Genomic DNA, 3,561 nt, shown 5'->3' with positions numbered 1-3,561 from the left:
CACCTTGGGATGCTTCTGCTGCAAGGCGCGCAGGCCGTCCAGCAGGCGAACGCCCATCGCAGCGGAGTTGTCGATGAGGTTTTCGTCGTAGATCACGTTGAGTGCTTCGATCGCGGTGATGCAGCCCTCGCCCATGCCGCTGAAGGTTGCAGGGCCGTGGATCAACGCCACCTTCGACGGACCGTAGGCCTTCATGTGGATGTCGCGCCGCGCGATGTAGGCGCCCATCGCAGTCTTGCCGCCGCCGAGCGACTTCGCGAGGGTCACGATGTCGGGCACGACACCGTAGTGTTCGAACGCGAAGAACTTGCCGGTGCGCCCGACGCCGCATTGCACTTCGTCGGCGAGCCAGATGACCCCGTAGCGGTCGCACAGTTGGCGCACGCCCTTCCAATAGGCTTCGCTCGCGGCGACGATGCCCGCACCGCCCTGCACGGTCTCGACGATGAAGGTGCCGATGGAAGGGTCGGACTTGAAAGCCTCTTCGAGCGAGTTGAGATCGCCGAAGGTGACGCGCCGGCGGTTGGGAAGCAGCGTGAACCCGCTCTGATAGAACGCAGAGTCGGTGACGGACAGCGCGGCGCGCGTCTTGCCGTGGAATGAATTGGTGGTATACGCGATGGTCGTGCGCTTCGGGCCGGCGCTTCTCTCGGCCAGCTTGAGCGCCGCCTCGTTCGCGACCGAGCCGCAATTGGTCAGGAACACGGTTTCGAGATCGCCCGGCGCGATTGCCGCCAGGTTGTGGGCCAGCGCCGTCGTGTACTGCGACATGAACGCGATGCAGATCTCATGGCGCTGTTCGTCCTGGAAACGCTTGCGCGCCTCGAGGATGCGCGGGTGGTTGTGGCCGCACGCGACCGAGCCGAACCCGCCGAAGAAATCGAGAATGGCGCGGTCGTTCTGGTCGTAGTAGTACATGCCCTCGGCGCGCTTCACGAGAACCTGATCGAAGCCGAGCAGCTTGAGAAAGTGCAGCTGACCGGGGTTCAGGTGGCGCTCGAAGAGGCCTCGCACGTCTTGCACGGACAGGGCCTTGGCGGCCTCGACGGTCATCAGGTTGGGACGGGTCGTCATCCTAGGTTCCTCAGGTTCTGCGCGCCGCAAGGAACTGGCGGTAGGCGTCGTTCATCATGTCCTGGTCGCCGAACTTCGGCTGCCAATCGAGCGAGCGCATGGTGTGCTCGATATCGACCACATAGTCGTGGTCCGCGATCTCGAATTGCTCGGGGACCAGCAGCGGCAGATCGATCCGGTCAAGGAAGCGCAGCAGCACCTTGGCTGGCGCCGCGATGGTGGGGATCAGGATCGACTTCGAGCCGGCCTGGCGAATCACCTCCGACAAGAGTTGCCGCACGTTCGGCGGGTTTGCCGAGCCGAGGTTGAACTCGCCGTTGATCACACCCTTGTCGGCGGAGCAGATGGCGGCGCTCGCGCAATCGAACACCGCCACCATCTGGTAGCGGTTCTTGCCGTTGCCGATCAAGGGCACGGGCAGGTTGAGCCGCATCAGATGGAAGAGCTTGCCGAGAATGCCGACGCGGCCCGGCCCGATGATCAGCCGCGGCCTGAAGATCGACACGTTGAGACCCTGGGCACGCTTGCCGAAGCAGTAGTCCTCCAGCGCCATCTTGCTCGCCGAATACTCGCCGATTGGCACGCGCGGGTGATCGACCTTCACCGGCGGGGGCGTCTGCAGCGGCCCGTACACCATGTCGGTGCTGAACTGCACGAGCTTGTTGCAGCCGGCACGCTCCATCGCATCGATGATGTGAACGGCGCCGTGGTAGTCGACGGAATAGAAATACTCGTAGCGCGCGGCGCGCTTGATGATCGGGTGCAGCATGCGGGCTGCCAGGTTGTAGACGATGTCGTCCGCCGCGATCGGCACCTTGGCAACCTGCTCGGGCTTGGTGATGTCGACCTCGAGAAACTGGGCCTTCTGATAGATCTGCAGCGTCGCATCTTTGGCGATGTCACAGATGAGCACCTCCTCGCCGACCGCGAGCAGATCTCGCGCAACATATCTGCCGACAAATCCATTACCGCCAAAGATGATGTGTTTCATGCGGTGTGGTTAGTGAACTCGAATGAATATGCGGTCTTGTTCATGCACGTGCCAGCTTGCCGGCAAGGTGGTCGCCAAGGCGAAGGGCCAGCCTGACGATGTTGTAGGTCGGGCTGGCGTGGCCACCGGTCGTGAATACCGAAGATCCGCCGACGTAGAGGTTGTCCATCCCGAAGACCTTGCAGTTCTTGTCGACGATCCCGGTCGCCGGCGAATCCGCCATGCGCGTTCCGCCCATGTGGTGAAAACCGGCACCCTGGTCGCCCAGCGGCCACGCGGTGCCGTCGGTCAAGTAGTTGCGCATGCGCAAGCGGCCGATGCTCTGCTTGATCAAGGCTTCACCGAGCAGACGGGTCATCGTGAAGGCGGTGCGCCTCTCGAATTCTGACTTCTTCCAGTACAGGCGACTGCACGGCACGCCCTGCGCATCGGTGCGAGTGTCGAGCTCGATGCGGTTCTCCGGAATCGGTACCTGCTCGAACTCGGCGTGGATGCTGCCACCACAGTGATACTCCTTGCCGAGACGCTTGAGAAAGCGATTGGAGAGATCCGGCGCAACGCACATGACCTCGTGAAAGAGCTCCTTTGCCCGGTCCGGATCATCTTCATGACCATGCATCCAGATATGCGCCCCACCGATTGCGTAAGTCTTCTTTGCACGATCCGACGGAGCGAACAGCCATCTTTCCTGGACCGGTATATCGAACCGTGCCTCGTAGTTGTCGAAAGTGAATACATCGGCGAGGGCATGATCGATATGCTCCATCCAGTAGCGGCCCAGAGTCTCCGCACGGGACACTACGCGCCCTTGGTGACGCGCATTCGACCAAAGAAGGATTCGGCTGTTCTCGATACCGCCTGTGCACAGGCAAACCTGATCCACCGGTAAGCTGCGTCCGCCCTGGGTGCCATCGGCAATCTTGATCGCAGCGATCCGGTCCTTGCCCGGGACGAGCTCGAGCACCGGCGCATTCAGGAGCAATCCGATCGCTCCGGACTGTTCGACGTGCGCACGGTAGTCGGTCCCGAAGCGCACCGGCGGGCTGTAGCGATAGTGGATGTAGTCGATGTCCGGCGTCATCGGCCGATCGTTCAAGTGCGGCTTGACCTTCAGGAGTTGCTCGGCCGCGGTGGAATAGGGTTCCAGGTCCGACAAGCCGATGGGCCAACCCGAGTAGGGCATGTAGGCCCGGGGCTCGAAGTCGCTCGAATCGAGCGGGCGCACCCAACCAGCCCAATGCCCTGAAGACCCTCCAAATTGCCGAAGGCGCGCCTCGTGCAGCTTGTGGTATTGGTCGCCAATGACTTCGCCGCGATAGAAGTCCTGTGACGCCGCACTGAACTCGAATCCTCCGGCTTCCACAAGCAAGCAGGGAATCTTGCGATCCTCCAGCCGCAAAGCGATCGACATGCCCGCCGGGCCCGTTCCGATGATGCACACACGCGGCTGAAAGCCAGACCGAAGGTAGTCCTCGATGTTCCGAAACAGCATCAAT

The 3,561-nt window shown here is 62.1% G+C and carries 3 protein-coding genes; all 3 read right to left on the bottom strand.

The genetic code is table 11. The annotated features are described in order from the left end of the window. Positions 1-1,074 (bottom strand): aspartate aminotransferase family protein (locus tag ACXRVY_RS20395; protein ID WP_458238097.1); only part of this gene is annotated, 1,074 nt, incomplete at its 3' end. Positions 1,075-1,084: 10 nt separating this feature from the next. Then, positions 1,085-2,065 carry an NAD-dependent epimerase/dehydratase family protein gene (locus tag ACXRVY_RS20390; RefSeq protein ID WP_458238096.1) on the bottom strand — a complete coding sequence of 327 codons (981 nt, stop codon included), beginning with the start codon at positions 2,063-2,065 and terminating at the stop codon, positions 1,085-1,087. 40 nt (positions 2,066-2,105) lie between these two features. Then, positions 2,106-3,561, bottom strand: a 1,456-nt coding sequence (locus ACXRVY_RS20385) for a GMC oxidoreductase (protein ID WP_458238095.1), incomplete at its 5' end; no start/stop codon positions are given.

Source organism: Pseudomonas sp. P5_A2_2, assembly GCF_054177685.1.
The sequence above is the reverse complement of the archived record's forward strand: the minus strand, read 5'-3'. Positions and strand labels throughout refer to the sequence as shown.

What these genes read in the sequence shown, in the direction of transcription:
- ACXRVY_RS20390 (WP_458238096.1), bottom strand. Translation starts at nt 2,065, where the DNA reads ATGAAACACATCATCTTTGGCGGTAATGGATTTGTCGGCAGATATGTT.